We start from the raw sequence: 19,036 nt of genomic DNA, 5'->3' as shown, positions 1-19,036 counted from the left end.
CGAGACGGGTCAGACGATGCGCGTCTCCGGGCTGACCGTCTTCGCCGGATCCTTCTCGACGATGTCGCCGAGCGCGTCGTCGATCTTCGCCAGCACGTCCGCGTCGAGGGTGACGTCCATGGCCTTGACGTTGTCGGCGATCTGCTCCGGGCGCGACGCGCCGACGAGCGCGGCCGCGATGTTGTCGTTGGCCAGCACCCAGGCGATGGCGAGCTGCGACATGGTGATGCCGAGATCGTCCGCGACGGGCTTGAGCTTCTGCACGCGGGTGAGCGTGTCGTCGTTCATGTAGCGCGAGATCATGTCCGCGCCGCCCTTGTCGTCCGTGGCACGCGAGCCTTCCGGAAGCGGCTGTCCCGGAACGTACTTACCGGTCAGGACGCCCTGGGCGAGCGGGGACCACACGATCTGCGAGATGCCGAGTTCCTTCGACGCCGGCACCACGTCCGCCTCGATCACGCGCCACAGCGCGGAGTACTGCGGCTGGTTCGACACGATCGAGAATCCGCGCTCCCGGGCGAGCTCCTGCCCGCGGCGCAGCTCGTCGGCCGTCCACTCCGAGACGCCGATGTACAGCGCCTTGCCCTGCTGGACCACGTCGCCGAACGCGGCGATGGTCTCCTCGAGCGGCGTTTCGTAATCGAAACGGTGCGCCTGGTAGAGATCCACGTAGTCCATACCGAGGCGGGTCAACGACTTGTCGATGCCCTCGAAGATGTGCTTGCGCGACAGGCCGGTGTCGTTCGGGCCCTTGTTCCCCACCGGGAAGTAGACCTTGGTGAAGATCTCGAGGTTCTCGCGCTGCTCACCGGCAACGGCCTTGCCCAACACCGTCTCCGCCGCACCGTTGGCGTAGACGTCCGCGGTGTCGAAGGTGGTGATGCCGGCGTCGAGCGCGGCCTTCACGCACGCGGTCGCGACGTCGTTCTCCACCTGCGAGCCGTGGGTGAGCCAGTTGCCGTAGGTGATCTCGGAAACCTTGAGTCCACTGTTGCCCAGATATCTGTAAGCCATGCGAACCAACCTACGCTCGATAGACTTCGGCGACGACCGACAGTCGAGGGGTGAAGTCATGGGAGCGATTCTGCAGTTCATCGCGCAGTACTGGTGGCTGTGGTTCATCTTCGGCGGATCCATCGCCGGGGGTGTGAAGGCCGTCGGTGCGGCCAACGAGCGTCGTGCCGACCGGCGGCTCGAACGCTTTCGCATCAAGGAGCAGGCCAAGGCTGCGGCCCTCGAACGTACTGCCGCGCTTCACCTCGACGAGGACTCGCAACGGCGCGCGGCGCGGAAGGCCCTGGACGAGCACACCGCCACCGACGCTCGATGGTTCGCCTACGAGACCGACGTCGTCGATCTGCTCGAGTACCCGATGATGACGAACATGCGCGACCCGCTGACCGTGGCGTTCCATCGCGCCAAGCTCGAAGCCGATTCACGGCGCCCCGCCGATGCCGACGAACTCGTCGGAAAGCCGGAAGCCCTGGCCGAGTACCGCTCCGCTGTGCACGACTACGTCGTCGCGTTCGCCGCCGCCGAGTCCGAGGCCAAGCGTCGTCGCCGCGGCGATTTCGCCGACGCCGAGCAGAAGCGGTTGGTCCGGGCACAGCAGTTGCTGCGGATGGCCATGGACGAGGCGTCGACCCCGGCCGAGCGGCAGGCCGCCTACCGCAAGGCGCGGGCCGAACTCGACGGCCTCGTCGCGCTCCCGGCGGTCGCGTACGCCCAGATCGAACACCGCATCGCCGGGGCGCTCGAGGCCTGACTCACTGCCTCGCGAGCTCCAGGACCTCCTCCTCGGTGGGCGGGCTCTTCGGGTGATAGGTCAGGCACAGGGGAGTAGCCGTGCGGCGGAACTCCGACCCCTCGACCGCGGCGTAGAACTGGCCGGCGGGCAGGCGTCCGACATCGGGAACCGACCCGCCCTTCGCCCGCGCCATCTCCTGCGCGGCATGAATCTGCGCCGGGCTGTTGAGAAGTCCGTAGAATTGCGTGGCGGCGTTGCCCGCGATGCGGTTGTGCAACCCCTTCGGCGCCTGCGTCGCGAACACCAGGCCGAGCCCGTACTTGCGCGCCTGGGACGCCAGCGCGAGCGTGCTGTGCGTCGCGGCGGTCGCGCGGTCGGACGGAGCGTAGTTCTGCGCCTCGTCCATCACGAACAGGCCGCCGAGCGGCCGGTCACCCGCGGGGTTCTTCTTGATCCACGCGAACAGACCCATCTGCAACTGGTTGACGAAGCTCTGCTTCTGCTCCTCCGTCGTCAGCCCGGACAGGTTGATCACCGACACCCGAGCCTTCTTGCCGTCGGTCGGGGTGAGAAGCACTCCGGGATCGACGGGGGTACCCGCACCGGCGAACATGGGATCGTTCGTCATCGCGGCCTTGAGGTTCTCCGCCAGACCCGCCGCGATACGCACCGCGTCCCGCATCTCGCTGCCGTCCTCGGGGAAGTTCTCGAGGAGGTCGACGAAGTCGGACAGGTCGCCCGCCGAGCGTCGGCCGAAGCCCGCCAACGCTTCCCGGAGCACGGCCTGGCGATGCCGAGCCTTCTCCGACGGCCCGGTCACCCCGGCGGCCGGGGCGAGGGCCGCCAATGCGGATTCGACGGACGCGTCGAACTCGTCGGGATCGTTCACCACGCTCGCGAAATCGGGCAGCGGCTGGAAGCTCAGCGGTCGGCCGCTGGACTTGCGCGGAGTCCACACGACCACCTCCGTGTCCTCCAGGTACGACGCGGCTTTCGCCTCGTCGCCGGGCGGCCAGGTGCGGTCGTCCTCGGGCCACGCGGTGCCCAGACGAGCGAGGTCGTTGTTGATGTCGAGCACGATCGACGAAACACCCTGCAGTGCAACCTCTTCGACGAGGCGACGTATCAGGACGGTCTTGCCCGAGCCGGATCCCGCGAAGATCGCGGTGTGCTTGCGCAGCGCCTCCAGCGGAATCTGCACCTCGCCGTTGGTGGTCACCTCGGCGCCGATGGTGATCGACGCACGGCGCGGGGCGGGCGCCGGAGTCGCCGGTGTGTCCTCGGGTTCCGCGGCGACGGCATCGTCGACGGCCGAGACCTCCGGCAGGATCGTGCGGAACAGCTCCACGTCGTGAGCGGGCTTGCGAGCGAGCAGCCACGCCGTCAGGTGCGGGGAGTTCTCGGCCAACAACGTGCCGAGAGCGGACAGCGCCCGACGGTCCGCGTCACCGAGGGCCACCTCGACGCCTCCCGCCCGGTGCAGCGCCGCGACGGTCTGCTCGGTCTTGGCGCCGTTGGGCCAGGGGGTGTTGCGAATCAGGACGAGCTTGCGGCGCGGCATGTCGATGTGCAGACCGGCCGCGGTGACCGCACGCTCGATGCGGGCGAGCGCCGCGCGCGCGTTGGGCGAGGTGACCGCCCGGAAGCACCAGTGCTCCTCGTCGTCGGTGTCCGTGTCGACGGTGTGCCGCAGCCGGGCGTGCAGAGCCGGCTTGCCGCTCGGCGGCGGATCCTGCGCCAGGCTGTCGTCCGAGGTCTGGTGCTCGTGGATCCACGCGGTCAGACCGGCCGACAGCAGAGCGGGAACCAACGAGTCCTCGCTGCCGGGAGCGAGCGGGGTGGACAGGTCCGCGTGGTCCCGGAGTTCGGCGTAGCGCTTGTCCAGCGTTTCCATCTCGCCCTTCTCGGGCGGCGGGATGACGGGCTTCTCGTCGGGTCCGGAACTCTCCCGGAAGTCGGTCAGCTCCGTCGCCGTCCCCGTCTCGAGGCACCGGCGGATGTGCCGGTCCACCGCTATCAGCAGCTGCCGGGGCGTGAAGTCGGGGGCCTGCGCGAAGGCGTCCTCGGCCACCGGCCACGTCAGGTACGGCGGTTCGAAGTCCACCTCACGGAAGCACGCCTGCAGGCGTCGTCCCAGCAGCAGACGGCCGATCTCCGACGACGGAATGCGCTCGAGATCGTCGGTGATGCGGAACCGGTCCTTCACCGGAGCGGTCCCGCGGGCGGCGATGAGCTCCCACGCGCTGGACAGGGCCGACAGCACGGACGCCGTGCGCGGCAACGTCTCCCGCAACGACATCAGACCGTGCGCGAGCTGCTCGACGACCTTGTCCTCCTGCGCGTCCGCGTAGCCCTGATCCGCACCGGTGCGGGCCTGAGCGACGAGGGTGTCGATCTGGTCGATCGCCAGGATCGTCGGTCCGGTGATGGCGAGCAGGCGCGAGATGTTCTCCGCGATGCCCTGGTGGCCGAGTTCCGCCCGGCGGATGCCCCAGGTCTCGAACTCGCCCGGATCGACGTCGTCGATGGACTGCAGGTACGCGTCGCCGATGTCCTGGACCGACGCGTCGGGCGCGATCGACAGGACCAGGGCGCGCAGCGTGTGCTGCGAGGTTCGCCGGTGCCGCGGGTAGGCCTTGTAGACCCCGGTGACGAAGTCGTTCAGCGTCTCGAGGTCGATCATCTTCTCGCCCATGACCTGCAGGCGCTGATCCTCGGTCATCCCCCCGATCTCGCACAGTCGGCGCAGGGCCAACCCGAGCTGGCTGTCGGCGTCGTGTCCGGAGGGTCGGGTGAGGTCGTCGAGCATGCCCATCAGCACCGACCGCCAGAAGCCCGCGGCGTCCAGAAGGCGAATGAGGAAGAAGTAGCCGCCCCGACGCTGCACCTCCTCACGGACCTGACCGAGAAGGTGCGTCTTGCCCGAGCCGGCGGGACCGCGGACCACCACGCCCAGCGGGCTGGCGTCGTCCGAGCCGTCGGCGTCGGCGTACGCGTTCATGACGTCGTTGAACACCCGGTCGTGCAGACCGGGAACGTGGACGTCGGACTGCGATCGCCACACGTCGTCCGGGGTGGGGGCCCAGCTCAGCCGGACCGACTCGAGGGCGCGGATCTGAACGTCTGCGGTGCTCATGGAATCGCCTATCACGAGTGGATCGCCAAAAGGTGGTTGTGCTGGTTGCCGACGAGGACGGCCGCGGCGCGATCCTCGTCCGTCAGGGTCTTCTGATTCTCTTCCGGGATCAGGTTCACACCGCGTTGCCGCTGCAGCAGCACGAGAGCCGAATCCTGATCCGCACGGGGGATGCCGTCGAGTGCGGGCCGCAGGCGCGACAGCCGAAGGTACGCACCGGGCTCACGAGCCAGGTCGGCGTACGCCGCGCGCACGCGAGCCTCCACCTCCGCGGGCGTGAGGGGGACCTGCTCGCGGACGGCGGGGGTGACGACGGCGTTCGCGGGGGTGGGGATCGGTTCGATCGTGGCCGGGGTGTCGCGGGGGAAGAAGACCTCCGCAGGGCGACGGTCCTCGCGGTCGAGCCAGCGACGAAGACCGGCGAGGACGGTGAACAGTGCCTTGCTCGCTTGGGGCGGGGGCTGCGATCCCATCAGGTCGTGGCACATCTTCCACCCCTTGTCGGTGAGTTCGAGGGTCATGGTGCGACCCTCCTTGCCCACCTCGACGGCGCCCATGCGGACCAGCTTGTCCCGCGACGGTTTCTTCAAGTCCGACGCGAGCTCCTTGAACTCCGGATTCCGCACCGTCCGTGCCTCGGCCATCAGCACCATCAACGCGGCCACCTCGGTGCCGGTCAGCTCGTTCGCACTCACGTCGTGTTCCCTCTCGATCGTCGTTGTCGCACAGCCTTCTCGATGGTCGCCGACACCTGCTCGTGGTCGGTGAGGACGTCCTCGTTGGTGAACCGCAGAACGATGTACCCGTGTGTCTGCAGTTGATTGTCGCGGGAGCGATCATCGGTGAAACGTGCCCGCCCCCGATGCTCCGGTCCGTCGATCTCCACCGCTACCTTCTCCGCCGACCACAGCACGTCGACGGTGAACGGTCGCGACAGCGTCGTCAACCGCAGCACCCGATTGTGTCCGCGGCCGCGCGCCCACTCGTGGCGGCTCAGGTGTCGGTCGAGGAGTTTCTCGGCGGCGCTCGCCGCGTGCGGGTGACCCTCGACGGGTGGGTAGCCGAGCGGCCGGAACCGCTCGACGACGGTCGCGACATCTGCGGGTGCGGTCGGGGCGTCGACGCGGATCGAGGGGAACCGATCGACGGCTTCCGCCCCCGGCCCGGTCAACCAGACGGCGACCCCCGCAGCGCTCACCCACTCGGCGGCTGCGGCCACCGCTGCGGGGTCCACGGCGGTGGGGACGTCGAGAACCAGGAGCGTCGACGGCCGGCCGTTCGCCGCGGCCACGACGCGACCGCACCCGGCGAGCCTGGTCTCGCGGGCGAACGCGTCGGGCCGGGGTGTGGTGCCGGCGACGAAGGCGTCGGCCAGGGCGGCGAGGTAGGGGCCGAAGTGCGGCGTCGTCGAGGCGAACTCGCGGGCCCGCGCCTGCGCAGCGCGTCGTTCCAGGGTTGAGGTGTCTCCGGCCTCGCGACCGCCGGGAAGCCACAGGGGCACCAGGTCGAGCGCGGCGCGTTCGAGGGCCGCGGCGACGGCGCTCGCGAGGTGCGACGCGGTTCCCGGTGCAACGGTGAGGAAGAGGACGGCGGGCGCCTCCGCGGGGAGTGGATCGACGGACTCGGCGAGGTCACGCAACGGTGAGCCGTGCAGGCGGACGACCCGGTCGAGGGGGCCACGCTGCCACCAGGGCGACGTCGTATCGGTGTCGGCGCGCGTCACGTCGATCCCACACCTCCCCCCGGACGGATATCTCCCTCGAAACCGTACCCGGGGCCCGTGGTCGACGTGTGTTCCGGTCACCTGCCCAGCAGGCCGCCGAGGGCTCCGCCGACGCCCGCCTGCTGTCCGCCCCCGGTGCCGCCGATCATGCCGCCGGGCGGTTCCTCCGACGGTTGCACGACGACGAAGCCCTGTCCCGCGAACTGCAGCGTGAAGCGCTCGCCCGTGCTGCGGCCGATGAGCGTGCCGAAGTTGAGTTGGTCGTTGCGCTTGACGGAGGTCTGCAGGCTCGACGACCACGCGACCGCCGCCTGCGGGTCGGCGAAGGTGGGCTGGTCGACGGTCAGCACCACCGGTACGCCGTCGGTGGTGATCGCGATACGACCGCGGCCCTCGAAGACGCAGTTGAAGAAGCCGGCGTTGCCGCCCGCCGCCGCGCCCTGGACCCGCCCGATGCGGTAGGACAGCGTGGGCTCGAACGCGAGCACGTTGGAGCCGTTGACGGTCAGGCCGTCGGTGCCGTCCAGATCGATGATGTGCACGTCCTGCGCGGCGTTGGCCAGGAACAGGTCGCCGCGCCCCGACACCTTCATCAGCGGCACACCCTCGCCGGACAGTTTCTGCCGCACGAGGTTGCCGATACCTCCGGCGCCCATGGCCTCGAATTTCAGATCGCCCTGGTAGGCGACCATCGAGCCGGCGCGGGCGAGGAGTTCGCCGTTCATGGCGACGCGGCACATCTTGCTGCCCTGCTTCTGGATTCCCGTGCCACCCACCTCGGCGTGGCTGGGTGCGAACAGTTCACTCCTCATCGGCAGTGCTCCCGGGTTCTGGTGGGTCGGTGGGTTCTGAACGGTCGGTGGGTTCGGCGGAGGTTCGTCGTCGACGGTGATGCCGAAGGCGGTGGCGATGCCCGCGAGCCCGTCGTCGTATCCCTGCCCGACGGCCCGAACCTTCCAGGCATCCGCGCGGCGGTAGATCTCGACGCACACCAGGGCCGTCTCGGTGGTCAGACCCGTCGGGTCGAAGGTGAACTCGTCGCCGATCGTCACCCGGAGGGCTGCGCCCTCGAACGTCGCGGCGCCGGATCCGTCCGGGCCCGCGGTGATGGCCACGGTCTCGACGTCGGGCGGCAGCTGCTTCGTGTCGACACGCACGCTCGCGCCCTCGACGGTGACGCCGGGGCCGCGGGGATTGTTGAAGAAGACGAGGTCGTCGTCGCTACGGACCCGACCGTTCGCGGCGAGCAGCAGTGCGGAGACGTCGACTGCCGTGCCGGTGACCGTGATCGTCAGCGTGTCCGTCGAGGCGGGACGGTTCTCGCCCCTCGAAAGGCTGTACACGCGGGCCAGTCTGCCACTGCGGGCGCAGGTGTCGCGGATACTCGCGGTTGTTCTGTACAAACGGGAGCACTGCAGCGCCCACAGATCCACACAACGTCAGCGACGAGCGAGATCGAACCCTGCTGCCAGGATTCTTCGCAATCTGGACGGGCTCCGAAGGTCGTCCCACGTCCACCGCACCACGTAAACGCCCATCGCCCGAAGCGCGTCCTCGCGGTGCTTCTCCTTCACCACGGCGGCGGATCCGTCGGCCGCGTACTTGACCATCCCGTCGAATTCGCCGACGAGTCGCCCGTCCCAGTCGAAGTCGGTGCGCGCGACGAAGCGCCCGAGTGGGTCTCGGAACTCGTGTTGCAACCGAGGAGCCGGTACTTCCGGCCACTCCATCATCAGCGCTCTGCTCCACGATTCCCCGATGCTCTCGGTCGCGGGATCGGCGAGCGCGACGGCGCGCCGTGCCGACGGGATCCCGCGTCGCCCGCCCATCCGTTCGAGAGCGCCGGCGAGATCGGTGCAGCCGGTGCGGAGCGCGGATTCCACGACGCAGAGTGCCTTGATCGACGAGAGGTCGCACGCGAGATCCAGGGCGGTTCGAGCCGCCGTCGTGACCCGAAGTCCGTCGAGGACGGTGCAGTCCTCCGCAGCGAGCCGAACGCGGTGCTCGACGATCTCGGACCCTCGGCTTCCACCGCCGCGCCCATCGAGGCTCAGGTGCACCAGTCGATGGTCGGGGGCGAGGGTCGCGAGGCCGTGCAGCGCCGCGGCAGACCAGTGGCTGGCCACCCAGATCGGCGCCCGGCACGACAACGCCGCGGCCGTGCGCACACGAAAGCGTTCGATCTCGTCGAGGTTGTTCCAGGCCTCGCTGTCCGAGTAGACGCCTCGGCGAACTCGGCGAAGTTCGCCGCGACCGACTCGCGTGCGCAGCTGAGCGTCGGTCAGCCCTGCACGCCGAGCGTCGAGTCGGCTACGAAACCGGTCCGGTGAGTCCATGCGTCCAGCGTCGTTCGACCGCCGTGCGATCGGTAGCGAGGTGGTCGCACCCGGGGATCGAATCGTCCTTCCATCCCCACGTCGGGTTGCCCCCTTGTCGATGCGGGTGCTCTGTGTATGTGTGAACGCTGCAGTTCGCCCGGATACGTGGAACGACCGCAACCGCGCCCACTGCGCACGCCGGCGAGCGATTTGGTTCCCACTGGCGCGTTGCCTACACTGAACCGGTTGTCCGTGGTAGACGCATGCGTCCGCTCGGCCGACATGACCGCGCGCGTCGGGTCGGTATCCGCCGCGTACGTACATCCAGGTCTGAGGAGAATTCAGTGATTCAGCAGGAGTCGCGGCTACGCGTCGCCGACAACACGGGAGCCAAGGAAATCTTGTGCATCCGCGTTCTCGGTGGTTCGTCACGCCGCTACGCCGGGATCGGCGACATCATCGTCGCCACCGTCAAGGACGCGATCCCCGGTGGAAACATCAAGAAGGGCGAGATCGTGAAAGCGGTCATCGTCCGCACCACGAAGGAACGGCGTCGTCCCGACGGCTCGTACATCAAGTTCGACGAGAACGCTGCCGTTCTCATCAAGCCTGACAACGATCCCCGCGGCACCCGCATCTTCGGCCCGGTCGGCCGCGAGCTGCGCGAGAAGAAGTTCATGCGCATCGTGTCGCTGGCTCCGGAGGTGTTGTGAGTATGAAGGTGCACAAGGGCGACACGGTCATCGTCATCTCCGGTAAGGACAAGGGCGCGAAGGGCAAGGTCATTCAGGCTTTCCCCGACACCTCCAAGGTCCTCGTCGAGGGCGTCAACCGCATCAAGAAGCACACCGCTGTCTCGGCGAACGAGCGCGGCGCATCCTCGGGCGGCATCGTCACCCAGGAAGCCCCCATTCACGTATCCAACGTCGCGGTCGTCGACTCGGACGGAAACCCCACTCGCGTGGGCTACCGCACCGACGACAACGGCAAGCGCGTTCGGGTCTCCCGTAAGAGCGGGAAGGACATCTGATGACGACCACCGAGAACAAGACGGTTCCCCGCCTGAAGACTCGCTACCGCGAGGAAATCAAGAGCGCGCTGAACAGCGAGTTCGAGTACGACAACGTCATGCAGATCCCCGGCGTCGTCAAGGTCGTCGTGAACATGGGTGTCGGCGACGCCGCCCGTGACGCGAAGCTGATCAACGGTGCGGTCTCCGACCTCGCCGCGATCACCGGCCAGAAGCCCGAGGTCCGTACGGCCCGCAAGTCCATCGCGCAGTTCAAGCTTCGTGAGGGAATGCCCATCGGCGCCCGCGTGACGCTGCGCGGCGACCGCATGTGGGAGTTCCTCGACCGCCTGACGTCCATCGCGCTTCCCCGCATCAGGGACTTCCGTGGCCTGTCGGGCACGCAGTTCGACGGCAACGGCAACTACACCTTCGGTCTCAACGAGCAGTCGATGTTCCACGAGATCGACGTGGACAAGATCGATCGTCCGCGCGGCATGGACATCACCGTCGTCACGACGGCCACCAACAACGAGGAAGGCCGCGCGTTGCTCAAGCACCTCGGCTTCCCGTTCAAGGAGAACTGAGCGTATGGCTAAGAAGGCACTGGTCAACAAGGCCAACAAGAAGCCCAAGTTCGCAGTGCGTGCCTACACGCGTTGCCAGCGTTGCGGGCGCCCCCACTCGGTGTTCCGCAAGTTCGGCCTCTGCCGTATCTGCGTGCGCGAGATGGCGCACCGCGGCGAGCTCCCCGGAGTGCGCAAGAGCTCCTGGTGATCTGATCACCGACAGGCCCGAGTCGTTCGCGACTCGGGCCTGTCCTCGTTCTACCCCTTCGGCGTTCCGTTGGGTTTTTACAACAAAAAGTCTTGTCACGACGCAGTGTGTTCGATAACGTCGATTGCAGTTCGTAACCGACGCAGAACGCACGACGGAAGGCAAGACATGACCGACTCTCGCTCGGCTCTCGGCGGATTCACCGTTCCGACCGCGCTGATGTCCCTGATCCACACCGACGACGGACAGCCGTATCAGCGCTTCGCCCCCGCGAAGATCGCCGCGGCCGCCGAACTCGCCGAACTGTCCATCCGTGGTCTCGTCGAACTCGAGGGGAGGGACATCGTCGGCGCTCGCCCCGCTACCGACGGTCCGACCTGGGTCCGAGACCTCTCCACCGAGCTGGCCGCCGCGGCGTCCCGTCGGCGGATCACCGTGTCGTCCTGGATGAGTCGCCGACCCCGGGCGTACACCGAGCAGCGCGACGTGGCGGTGACCGATGGGGTGCTCCAGCGGGACCGCGCTCGATTGTTCGGGCTGGTTCCCTATCGCACTCACATCGCCGACGCCGGCGTCCGGGCGCGGGTTCTCGACGCTCTCACCGGCCCGTCCTACGAGGATCCGCGCGTGGCTGCACTTGCCACCATCGTGGTGTCCGCGAAGATGGCGCCGGTGTTGGGCCTCGACAGCGCCGCGGAAGCCCTCGTCGTCGAGAAGGCCGACATTCCGGAAGCCGGTACCCGGTCGCTCGCCATGGGGGCGGCACTCGCGACGGTCGGCTACGTGGTGCTCACCGGCTGACCCCACCGACGAATCGAGCCCCGGTCCACGTGGGACCGGGGCTCGATTCGTCGTTCGGATCAGCTCTCGAAGAGGTCCAGCAGGTCGAGCGGCGAGGATCCGCCGCCGGTGGGGGGAGTGATCGGGGGCAGCTCGCCCGCGGGGAGTGCGCTTGAAAGAACCGGCAACAGCGTCGATACCGTGTTGTCCTCGTCGGTGCACGTTGCGGTGACCAGATATGCACCCGCGTCGAGGTCCTCGATCGTCGCCGTACCGAGGCCGAGGCCGGACAGAGTGACGTCGGCGGTGCCGGCGGGGTCTTCGTCCTCTCCGACTGGTGTGGCCGTGACCGTGCACTCCACATCGCCGGTGAATCCGATGCTGGGCAGTACTGCGGGCGTCGCTGTCACCAACACACTGATCGATTCGACCGCGGGAGTTGGCGCGGCCACCACGACCGAAATCGCCGCCGATGCCGTCCCGGACGTCGCCAGCAGCCCTGCCGCCACCGCGGCTGTCACCACACCGACCTTGCCGATGTTTCGAGTCGTACGTGTCACGGTGTTCTCCCTCTGGTTCGAAGTCGAGCGTTCTTGTGAAGTCACACTAAAACGCGCGGTTCGATTCGTGTCCGTTTTCACCCGATTGGTCAGGTGCGGCACGACCGAAGGGTCAGTCCTCGCCCTGCCGGCGCAGGTGAATCATGCTGGCGATCAGTCCACCCCAGACCAGGACCAGGGCGATGATCATCATGACGATCGCGGATGTGCTCATCGAGTGGCCTCCATGGAGCTGTCGGTGGGAATGGAGTCGGTGACGGTGCTGCGGTGCCAGGGGAGCAGCGAGAGCACCACCGCGACCACGATGAGCAGGATCTGAATGCCCCATCCGAAGACGCCGACGAGGCCCGTAGGCAACCCGCCGTAACCGTCGCGGAACCGCTCGATCAGCTGATCGAGGAGCATCCAGATCAGCACCGCCGGGGTGAGGACGCCCGCGAAGAACCGCCAGACGACTCCGAGGCGCACCGACGACATCGAGTCGAGATGGGCCTCGAGGTCCTTGAGGCTGCGCGCGCCGTAGGTGACGGTGAGCAGCGTGACCAGTGCGACCGCGACGATGCCGACGTTGTTGGCGAAGTTGTCGACGATGTCGAGAGTGTTCAGCCCGGTGGTGGTGGGGAAGAGAAGCAGGGAGATGACGGTGGCGACGCCGCCGACCGAGAGCACCGCGGTGGACCGGCTGACGCCGGTCTTGTCCTGCACGGACGCCACGACGACCTGCACGATGGAGATCAGCGAGGTGAACCCGGCGAAGACCAGCGCAGCGAAGAAGGCGATGCCGAACAGGGCGCCGCCGGGCATGGACGACAGGATGGTCGGGAAAGCGATGAACGCGAGCCCGATGCCGCTCTCGACGACCTCGTCCACCGCGACCCCGCTGCTCTGCGCGAGGAAGCCGAGGACCGAGAACACACCGATGCCGGCAAGGATCTCGAAGCTGGAGTTGGACAATCCCACCACCAGGCCGGAACCCGTCAGATCGGTCTTGCGTCCCAGGTACGACGCGTACGTGATCATGATGCCGAAGCCGACGGACAGCGAGAAGAAGATCTGTCCGTAGGCGGCGATCCACACCCCGCTGTCTGTCAGCGCCGACCAGTTCGGGGTGAAGAACGCGTCGAGTCCGAGTGCGGCACCCTCGAGGAACAGCGAGCGCACGACGAGAATCGCGAACAGGACGACGAGGAGCGGCACGAAGATCTTGGCCGACGCGCCGATGCCGCGCTGGACGCCCAGGGCCAGCACGCCGATGGTGACCAACCAGACCACCAGCAGCGGCCACACGACGCCGGGAACGAAGTCGAAGCCGAACGTGGAGTCGCTCTGCTGAAGGAAATCCGACGAGAAGAACGTCGCGGCGTCGTCACCCCAGGACTGATCGACGGAGAAGAAGACGTAGCGCAGAGCCCACGCGATGATGACCGCGTAGTAGACGCCGATGACGAAGCAGAGCGAGACCTGCCACCAGCCGATCGCCTCCGTGCGGCGATTCATGCGGCGGAAGGACAGAGGCGGTGAACCGCGGAACTTGTGTCCGATCGCGTAGTCGACGAACAGCAAGGTCAGACCGGCGGTGGCCAGGGCGATCAGGTACGGAACGATGAACGCACCGCCGCCGTTCTCGTACGCGACGTACGGGAAGCGCCAGATGTTGCCCAGCCCGACGGCCGAGCCGATCGCGGCCAGGATGAATACCGTGCGGCCGGGCCATACTTCACGTTCCCGACCGGTGGTCGCGTTCTCCGCCAACGCCTGGACCTTTCTCGAAGGGGTGCCGGCACCGCGAGCACGGCGCGGCGGATTTCAAAGCCAGGTGAGTGTCACACATCGCTCCGACAGCGCGCACACAGACGGCCCGGGCGGTCGGGCGGATCGGTCGATTTGGCTGGTGGGAAGCGGTTGCATACACTGGACCGGTTGCCCCGGTGTCGTCGCGTCAGCGCGTGCCCGGATCGACCCACACCCGGTAGAGCAGTACCAGCTCGCCAGTGCACCGCAGAGCTCGATCGCGCTGCACTGACGGGAGCTACCACCCCTGACCGACATCAGCCGGTCAGGACATCACTTCGTGGTAGGCCCACGACGTGTCGCACGAGGCCCGCACCAGCGGGAACCGGTGTCGCGCGTGCTGGATGGGAACCGCTGCGAGAAAGGGCCATGAACTCTGTCATGACCATGACCGACCCAATCGCAGACTTCTTGACGCGTCTGCGCAACGCCAACTCGGCGTACCACGATCAGGTGAGCCTGCCGCACTCGAAGCTCAAGGCGAACATCGCCGAGATCCTCAAGCGTGAGGGCTACATCTCCGAGTACCGCACCGAGGACGCCGAGGTGGGCAAGACCCTCATCGTCGATCTCAAGTACGGACCCAGCCGCGAGCGCAGCCTCGCCGGCGTTCGCCGGGTGTCCAAGCCCGGACTGCGTGTGTACGCAAAATCCACCAATCTGCCCAAGGTGCTCGGCGGCCTCGGCGTGGCGATCATCTCCACGTCCACCGGCTTGCTGACCGATCGCCAGGCGGCCAATCAGGGCGTCGGCGGCGAAGTCCTCGCGTACGTCTGGTAAGGGAGGCCACCACAATGTCGCGTATCGGAAAGCTTCCAGTGGCAGTTCCCGCCGGAGTGGATGTCACCATCTCCGGCCAGGACGTCACCGTCAAGGGCCCCAAGGGCACCTTGTCCCACACCATTGCCGAGCCGATCACCATCGCCAAGAACGATGACGGATCACTCTCGGTCTCACGGCCCGACGACGAGCGTCGTAGTCGCTCGCTCCACGGCCTCTCGCGCACGCTCGTCGCGAACCTCATCACGGGTGTGACCACCGGTTACACCACCAAGATGGAGATTCACGGCGTCGGCTACCGCGTGGCACTGAAGGGCAGCGACCTCGAGTTCGCTCTCGGCTACAGCCACCCGGTGCCGATCACGGCGCCCGACGGCATCACCTTCGCGGTCGAGACGCCCACCCGATTCTCGGTTTCGGGTATCGACAAGCAGAAGGTCGGCCAGATCTCGGCCAACATCCGTCGTCTCCGTCGTCCCGACCCGTACAAGGGCAAGGGCGTTCGGTACGAGGGTGAGCAGATCCGCCGCAAGGTCGGAAAGACAGGTAAGTGATGAGCAATTCAGCAGCAGCAACGAAGGGTTCTGCGTCGAACCCGAAGCGCATTCCGCTGGGCAAGGACGTCTCCACTCGTCGTCGCCTGTCCAAGACGCGTCGTCATTTCCGTCTGCGCAAGAAGGTGTCCGGCACCGCCGAGCGGCCCCGTCTCGTGGTCAACCGCTCCTCGCGGCACCTGCACGCGCAGCTGATCGACGACCTGACCGGCCACACCCTCGCGTCCGCGTCGAGCATCGAAGCCGATGTCCGCGCGACCGAGGGCGACAAGAAGGCTCGGGGCGCGAAGGTCGGCGCTCTCATCGCGGAGCGTGCGAAGGCAGCCGGCATCGAGGCAGCGGTCTTCGACCGTGGTGGCCACGATTACGCCGGACGCATCGCGGCGCTCGCCGATGCAGCTCGCGAAGGCGGGTTGAAGTTCTGATGACCCACGCAACCTCGACCATGCTCATCAACGGAAGGACAGCCTGATGCCGGGACGTCAACGGCGTGACGGCGGAAGCGGCCCCGCCGGACCCAACACTGGAGGACCCAACGCGGCCGGAGGTGACAACCGCGGTGGTGGAAACGACCGTGGCGGTCGCGGTGGTCGCGATTCTCGGGGCGGCAACGCTCAGGAGAAGAACAACCTCGAACGCGTAGTCGCGATCAACCGCGTCTCCAAGGTCGTGAAGGGTGGTCGTCGCTTCAGCTTCACCGCCCTCGTGATCGTCGGAGACGGCAACGGTCTGGTCGGCGTCGGCTACGGCAAGGCCAAGGAAGTTCCCGCGGCCATTCAGAAGGGCGTCGAGGAGGCTCGCAAGAGCTTCTTCCGTGTCCCGCTGATCGGTAGCACCATCACGCACCCCGTTCAGGGTGAGGCTGCGGCCGGCGTGGTCATGCTGCGCCCGGCCAGCCCCGGTACCGGTGTCATCGCCGGTGGCGCGGTGCGTGCCGTGCTCGAATGTGCGGGCGTTCACGACATCCTCGCCAAGTCGCTCGGTAGCGACAACGCGATCAACGTCGTCCACGCCACCGTTGCGGCTCTCAAGAGCCTGCAGCGTCCGGAAGAGGTCGCGGCTCGTCGTGGTCTGCCGATCGAGGACGTTGCTCCCGCCGGCATGCTGCGCGCTCGCGCCCAGGCAGCAGCAGGGGGTGCAGCTCATGGCTGAGCTCAAAGTGACCCAGATCAAGAGCACCATCGGTCAGAAGCAGAACCAGCGCGACAGCATTCGCACGTTGGGCCTCAAGAAGATCCGCCAGTCGGTCATTCGCGAGGACAACGCGCAGACGCGTGGTCTGATCAACGTGGTGCGTCACCTCGTCGTCGTTGAGGAGGTCACGAAGTGACCATCAAATTGCATCACCTTCGTCCCGCACCGGGATCGAAGAGTGCCAAGATCCGTGTCGGTCGCGGTGAAGCGGGCAAGCGCGGCAAGACCGCCGGTCGCGGAACCAAGGGCACGGGCGCACGCAAGAACGTGCCCGCTCGGTTCGAGGGTGGACAGATGCCGCTGCACATGCGGCTTCCGAAGCTCAAGGGCTTCACCAACCGCAACCGCGTCGAGTACCAGGTCGTGAACCTGGGCGACATCGAGCGTCTCTTCCCCGAGGGCGGTGAGATCTCGAAGGCGGATCTCGTGGCCAAGGGTGCAGTGCGCAAGAACCGCCTGGTCAAGATCCTGGGCGACGGCGATCTGTCGGTGAAGGTCTCCATCACCGCCGACAAGTTCACCGGCAGCGCACGTGAGAAGATCAGCGCGGCCGGCGGATCCGTCACCGAGTTGTGAGTCGACTCGGCCGCCCGTCACACGGCGGTCGATTCCGATGAACCCCGATGGCCGCAGCACATCGTGCTGCGGCCATCGGTCGTCGGCGCGGCGTCCGGTCCGGCCGTCCCTGTCCGGAAGGTCGGGTCGGTCGTGTCGGCGCCGCTGTTAGAGTTCGAGTTCGTACGTCCGAGTTCCACCCCGCATGCAGTTACCCCGTCCAGGAGGATCATTGCTTTCCGCCTTCGTGTCGGCCTTCAGGACACCTGACCTGAGACGGAAGATTCTCTTCACGCTCGGCTTGGTCGCGCTCTACCGTTTCGGTGCGACGCTGCCGTCGCCGGGTGTCGACTACGGCAACGTGCGTCAGTGCATCGACCAGGTGTCGGGTGGCGATTCCGCCGGCATCTACTCCCTCATCAACCTGTTCTCGGGTGGTGCGCTCCTCCAGTTGTCGGTCTTCGCGATCGGCATCATGCCGTACATCACCGCGAGCATCATCGTCCAGCTCCTCACCGTGGTCATCCCTCGGTTCGAGGAACTCCGCAAGGAGGGCCAGTCCGGCCAGGCGAAGATGACGCAGTACACGCGGTACCTGTCCATCGCGCTCGCCGTGCTGCAGGCCACCGGCCTCGTCGCCCTCGCGTCGCGTGGACAGCTCCTGCAGGGTTGCAACCTTCCGATCATCGCGGACGAATCCATCTTCGGGCTCGTCACCATCGTGCTCGTCATGACCGCGGGTGCCGCCCTGGTCATGTGGTTCGGCGAGCTCATCACCGAGCGCGGCGTGGGCAACGGCATGTCGCTGCTCATCTTCGCGGGCATCGCCTCGCGCATCCCCACCGAGGGCAAGAACATCCTCGACAGCCGTGGCCCGATCGTCTTCTCGCTCGTGTGCCTCGCGGCGCTGGCCATCATCGCGGCCGTCGTGTTCGTCGAGCAGGGTCAGCGCCGGATCCCGGTCCAGTACGCCAAGCGCATGGTCGGTCGCCGCATGTACGGCGGATCGTCGACCTACCTCCCTCTCAAGGTGAACCAGGCCGGCGTCATCCCGGTGATCTTCGCGTCGTCGCTGCTGTATCTGCCGAACCTCGTCGCGCAGCTCACCAACGCCACCTCCGCGGCGGATCCCACCTGGTGGCAGCGAGCCATCAACACCTATCTGGTGAACCCGTCGAGCCCGGTCTACATCGCCATCTACTTCGGTCTCATCGTGTTCTTCACGTACTTCTACGTCGCCATCACGTTCAATCCCGAAGAACGTGCCGAGGAGATGAAGAAGTACGGCGGGTTCATCCCGGGCATTCGTCCGGGTCGGCCCACCGCCGAGTACCTGCAGTTCGTCCTCAGTCGCATCACGCTGCCCGGCTCGATCTACCTCGGCACCATTGCCGTCCTCCCGAACCTGTTCCTCGACATCGGTAACGCCGGCGGCGCACAGAACCTGCCGTTCGGTGGCACCGCGGTGCTCATCATGGTGAGCGTCGGTCTCGACACGGTGAAGCAGATCGAGAGCCAATTGATGCAGCGCAACTACGAAGGGTTCCTCAAGTGAGACTCGTACTCCTCGGTCCTCCCGGCGCCGGCAAAGGCACCCAGGCCACACTGCTCTCCGAGAAGTTGGGTGTGCCGCACGTGTCCACCGGCGATCTGTTCCGGGCCAACATCGGTCAGGAGACGCCGCTCGGTGTCGAGGCCAAGAAGTACCTCGACGCAGGCGATCTGGTGCCCAGCAAGCTGACCATCGACATGGTCCGGGACCGTCTCGCCGAGCCCGACGCCACCGGCGGCTTCATTCTCGACGGCTTCCCCCGCTCCACCGAGCAGGCCGACGCACTCGCGGAGATCCTCGAGAGCATGGGTACCAAGCTCGACGCGGTCGTGTCCTTCGTCATCGACGAGGATGTCGTCGTCGATCGCATGCTCGCCCGTGGACGCGAGGACGACAAGGAAGACGTCATCCGCAACCGGATGCAGGTCTACCGCGCCGAGACCGCGCCCCTGCTGGAGTACTACGCCGATCACGGTCGACTGGTCACGGTCGACGCCGTCGGCGAGGTCGACGCGGTGAACAAGAAGGTCATCGACTCGATCAAGGATTCCGAGTAGATC

23 protein-coding genes are annotated in these 19,036 nt (G+C 67.0%); 14 read left to right on the top strand and 9 right to left on the bottom strand.

All coding sequences use genetic code 11. The annotated features are described in order from the left end of the window. Positions 1-9 precede the first annotated feature (9 nt). Positions 10-1,014, bottom strand: a complete 1,005-nt coding sequence (locus ACY466_RS17005) for an aldo/keto reductase family protein (protein WP_463246813.1) — start codon at positions 1,012-1,014, stop codon at positions 10-12. A gap of 58 nt (positions 1,015-1,072) precedes the next feature. Here ACY466_RS17005 and ACY466_RS17000 point away from each other — a divergent pair, with 58 nt between their 5' ends. After that, positions 1,073-1,765 carry a hypothetical protein gene (locus ACY466_RS17000; protein ID WP_463246811.1) on the top strand — a complete coding sequence of 231 codons (693 nt, stop codon included), beginning with the start codon at positions 1,073-1,075 and terminating at the stop codon, positions 1,763-1,765. A gap of 1 nt (position 1,766) precedes the next feature. Here ACY466_RS17000 and ACY466_RS16995 read toward each other — a convergent pair whose 3' ends face one another. The 5 genes from ACY466_RS16995 to ACY466_RS16975 all read right to left on the bottom strand — a co-directional run bounded on the left by ACY466_RS16995 (position 1,767) and on the right by ACY466_RS16975 (position 8,942). Further along, positions 1,767-4,883: a helicase HerA domain-containing protein gene (locus ACY466_RS16995; protein ID WP_463246809.1), complete on the bottom strand. Its 3,117-nt coding sequence runs from the start codon at positions 4,881-4,883 to the stop codon at positions 1,767-1,769. An 11-nt stretch (positions 4,884-4,894) separates the two neighbouring features. Beyond that, entirely contained in the window at positions 4,895-5,578 is a 684-nt protein-coding gene (locus ACY466_RS16990; protein WP_463246807.1) for a hypothetical protein, read from the bottom strand. Then, positions 5,575-6,606, bottom strand: a complete 1,032-nt coding sequence (locus ACY466_RS16985) for an endonuclease domain-containing protein (protein WP_463246805.1) — start codon at positions 6,604-6,606, stop codon at positions 5,575-5,577. The genes ACY466_RS16990 and ACY466_RS16985 overlap by 4 nt, the downstream gene beginning before the upstream one ends. Before the next feature lie 77 nt (positions 6,607-6,683). After that, a complete protein-coding gene (locus tag ACY466_RS16980) occupies positions 6,684-7,949 on the bottom strand; it encodes an AIM24 family protein (RefSeq protein WP_463246803.1) in 1,266 nt (421 codons plus the stop codon). A 96-nt stretch (positions 7,950-8,045) separates the two neighbouring features. Then, on the bottom strand, positions 8,046-8,942 hold the full coding sequence (locus ACY466_RS16975; protein ID WP_463246801.1) for a hypothetical protein: 897 nt from the start codon (positions 8,940-8,942) through the stop codon (positions 8,046-8,048). Positions 8,943-9,268: 326 nt separating this feature from the next. On the opposite strand from ACY466_RS16975, the gene rplN reads away from it, so the two are divergent. From rplN to ACY466_RS16950, 5 genes are all read left to right on the top strand, one after another. Continuing rightward, positions 9,269-9,637 (top strand): 50S ribosomal protein L14, encoded by a 369-nt coding sequence (gene rplN, locus ACY466_RS16970; protein WP_463246800.1) that lies wholly within the window; start codon positions 9,269-9,271, stop codon positions 9,635-9,637. A 2-nt stretch (positions 9,638-9,639) separates the two neighbouring features. Next, positions 9,640-9,954, top strand: coding sequence for a 50S ribosomal protein L24 (gene rplX, locus ACY466_RS16965; RefSeq protein WP_463246798.1), 315 nt, complete (start codon positions 9,640-9,642; stop codon positions 9,952-9,954). Next, on the top strand, positions 9,954-10,520 hold the full coding sequence (gene rplE, locus ACY466_RS16960) for a 50S ribosomal protein L5 (protein WP_463246797.1): 567 nt from the start codon (positions 9,954-9,956) through the stop codon (positions 10,518-10,520). Before rplX ends, rplE begins: the two co-directional genes overlap by 1 nt. Before the next feature lie 4 nt (positions 10,521-10,524). Continuing rightward, positions 10,525-10,710: a type Z 30S ribosomal protein S14 gene (locus ACY466_RS16955; protein ID WP_463246795.1), complete on the top strand. Its 186-nt coding sequence runs from the start codon at positions 10,525-10,527 to the stop codon at positions 10,708-10,710. A 168-nt stretch (positions 10,711-10,878) separates the two neighbouring features. Continuing rightward, the gene (locus tag ACY466_RS16950; protein ID WP_463246794.1) at positions 10,879-11,511 is read left to right on the top strand and encodes a GPP34 family phosphoprotein; all 633 of its coding nucleotides are present in this window, start codon (positions 10,879-10,881) and stop codon (positions 11,509-11,511) included. Positions 11,512-11,570: 59 nt separating this feature from the next. On the opposite strand, the gene ACY466_RS16945 is transcribed toward ACY466_RS16950, so the two are convergent. From ACY466_RS16945 to ACY466_RS16935, 3 genes are read right to left on the bottom strand one after another with little or no spacing between them, the layout of a single operon-like run. Next, a complete protein-coding gene (locus tag ACY466_RS16945; protein WP_463246792.1) occupies positions 11,571-12,152 on the bottom strand; it encodes a hypothetical protein in 582 nt (193 codons plus the stop codon). Between the two features lie 10 nt (positions 12,153-12,162). After that, complete coding sequence (locus tag ACY466_RS16940; RefSeq protein WP_463246790.1) at positions 12,163-12,264, bottom strand: methionine/alanine import family NSS transporter small subunit; 102 nt, start codon at positions 12,262-12,264, stop codon at positions 12,163-12,165. Further along, the gene (locus tag ACY466_RS16935; protein WP_463246789.1) at positions 12,261-13,802 is read right to left on the bottom strand and encodes a sodium-dependent transporter; all 1,542 of its coding nucleotides are present in this window, start codon (positions 13,800-13,802) and stop codon (positions 12,261-12,263) included. The genes ACY466_RS16940 and ACY466_RS16935 overlap by 4 nt, the downstream gene beginning before the upstream one ends. Positions 13,803-14,222: 420 nt before the next feature. Between ACY466_RS16935 and rpsH the strand changes: the two genes are divergently transcribed. The 8 genes from rpsH to ACY466_RS16895 all read left to right on the top strand — a co-directional run bounded on the left by rpsH (position 14,223) and on the right by ACY466_RS16895 (position 19,033). Next, complete coding sequence (gene rpsH, locus ACY466_RS16930; RefSeq protein ID WP_463246787.1) at positions 14,223-14,621, top strand: 30S ribosomal protein S8; 399 nt, start codon at positions 14,223-14,225, stop codon at positions 14,619-14,621. Between the two features lie 14 nt (positions 14,622-14,635). Beyond that, positions 14,636-15,175 carry a 50S ribosomal protein L6 gene (gene rplF, locus ACY466_RS16925; protein WP_463246785.1) on the top strand — a complete coding sequence of 180 codons (540 nt, stop codon included), beginning with the start codon at positions 14,636-14,638 and terminating at the stop codon, positions 15,173-15,175. Further along, complete coding sequence (gene rplR, locus ACY466_RS16920; protein ID WP_463246784.1) at positions 15,175-15,600, top strand: 50S ribosomal protein L18; 426 nt, start codon at positions 15,175-15,177, stop codon at positions 15,598-15,600. Before rplF ends, rplR begins: the two co-directional genes overlap by 1 nt. Positions 15,601-15,646: 46 nt before the next feature. Then, entirely contained in the window at positions 15,647-16,327 is a 681-nt protein-coding gene (rpsE, locus tag ACY466_RS16915) for a 30S ribosomal protein S5 (protein WP_463246782.1), read from the top strand. Continuing rightward, entirely contained in the window at positions 16,320-16,505 is a 186-nt protein-coding gene (gene rpmD, locus ACY466_RS16910; protein ID WP_463246781.1) for a 50S ribosomal protein L30, read from the top strand. The genes rpsE and rpmD overlap by 8 nt, the downstream gene beginning before the upstream one ends. Continuing rightward, the gene (rplO, locus tag ACY466_RS16905) at positions 16,502-16,945 is read left to right on the top strand and encodes a 50S ribosomal protein L15 (protein WP_463246780.1); all 444 of its coding nucleotides are present in this window, start codon (positions 16,502-16,504) and stop codon (positions 16,943-16,945) included. The genes rpmD and rplO overlap by 4 nt, the downstream gene beginning before the upstream one ends. Before the next feature lie 211 nt (positions 16,946-17,156). Continuing rightward, positions 17,157-18,479, top strand: coding sequence for a preprotein translocase subunit SecY (secY, locus tag ACY466_RS16900; protein WP_463246778.1), 1,323 nt, complete (start codon positions 17,157-17,159; stop codon positions 18,477-18,479). After that, positions 18,476-19,033 carry an adenylate kinase gene (locus ACY466_RS16895; protein WP_463246777.1) on the top strand — a complete coding sequence of 186 codons (558 nt, stop codon included), beginning with the start codon at positions 18,476-18,478 and terminating at the stop codon, positions 19,031-19,033. Before secY ends, ACY466_RS16895 begins: the two co-directional genes overlap by 4 nt. Positions 19,034-19,036: the final 3 nt, after the last annotated feature.

The organism is Rhodococcus sp. K11/5 (assembly GCF_055193735.1).
The sequence above is the reverse complement of the archived record's forward strand: the minus strand, read 5'-3'. Positions and strand labels throughout refer to the sequence as shown.